The organism is Exiguobacterium sp. s34 (genome assembly GCF_018617435.1).
Lineage (GTDB): Bacteria > Bacillota > Bacilli > Exiguobacteriales > Exiguobacteriaceae > Exiguobacterium > Exiguobacterium aestuarii.
Genome location: NZ_JACSKE010000014.1, coordinates 1 through 1,425, shown reverse-complemented (window position 1 = coordinate 1,425; position 1,425 = coordinate 1). Strand labels below are relative to the sequence as shown.

The window sequence follows — 1,425 nt, the reverse complement described above, 5'->3', positions numbered from 1 at the left end:
AACGCACAGGACGGCATCTCGTTGATCCAGACGGCAGAGGGCGCCTTGAACGAGACACACTCAATTCTCCAACGCATGCGTGAGCTTGCGGTTCAAGGTTCGAACGATACGAACACGTTAACTGATCGAAAAGAGCTTCAAAAAGAGTTCAACCAACTCATTGAAGAAGTCGATCGTATTTCAACGGACACAGAGTTCAATACAAAGAAACTTTTGAATGGTGCAGCGGACGCAACTTCAGGGGTTGCAGGAGCAGCTGATTTGAATTTCCATATTGGAGCAAATGCGGGACAGACATTGGTTCTAAGCATTTCTCAAATGGACAGCTCTACTTTAGGAACTACTGGCGCTGGTACCAAATTAACTGATTTAGCAGTTGCAAATGTTGATGATGTAGCTACTACAACTGGTGGATTACTTGATGGTTCAAATGCTGCAATCACAGTTGTAAATGATGCTATTGAAATGGTATCAGGTGAGCGTTCGAAATTGGGTGCCACACAAAACCGTCTCGAGCACACGATCAACAACTTGAGCACATCAGCGGAGAATCTCCAGGCTGCCGAGTCACGCATCCGTGACGTCGACATGGCGAAAGAGATGATGAACTTCACGAAGAACAACATCTTGAACCAAGCGGCGCAGGCGATGATGGCCCAATCGAACCAACAGCCGCAAGCCGTGCTCCAACTTCTTCGTTAAGCAGTAAGCCAATAAACTAAGACGGCCAAAAGGACTTGGCCAAATCACACCTATGGAGGGAACTTACAATGATTATCAACCACAACCTTAACTCGATGAACGCACATCGCAACATGTCATTCAACACGGCACAGACGGGCAAAGCGATGGAGAAATTGTCTTCAGGTCTCCGCATCAACCGTGCTGGTGACGACGCGGCGGGTCTCGCCATCTCTGAGAAGATGCGCGGGCAAATCCGTGGTCTCGATATGGCCTCTAAAAATGCACAAGATGGCATTTCAATGATTCAAACGGCAGAGGGCGCCTTGAACGAGACGCACTCGATTCTCCAACGCATGCGCGAGCTTGCGGTTCAATCGTCGAATGACACGAACACGACAGAAGATCGTGGCGAAATTCAGAAAGAAGTTACACAGCTCGCAAAAGAAATTACACGTATTTCTGCAAATACAGAATTTAATACTCAGAAATTGCTTGATGGATCAGACGCAGACGGTAAAGTGTTCCACATTGGAGCAAATGCTAGCCAAAACCTGACACTAACAATTGGTGCAATGGATGCTACTACTTTAGCTGTAGCTACTGGGACGGGTGAAGCAGCTACTATTGGAATTGATGTTTCTACACAAGCAGCAGCTAACACAGCTATTACGACAATCAATACAGCAATCGAAACGGTCTCAGGAGAACGTTCGAAACTAGGTGCCACACAAAACCGTCTCG

The 1,425-nt window shown here is 47.0% G+C and carries 2 protein-coding genes; both read left to right on the top strand.

Annotated elements, in window-relative coordinates:
* Positions 1-702 (top strand): flagellin (locus KNO87_RS15275; RefSeq protein WP_214814847.1); only part of this gene is annotated, 702 nt, incomplete at its 5' end.
* 68 nt (positions 703-770) lie between these two features.
* Positions 771-1,425 (top strand): flagellin N-terminal helical domain-containing protein (locus KNO87_RS15270; protein ID WP_214814845.1); only part of this gene is annotated, 655 nt, incomplete at its 3' end.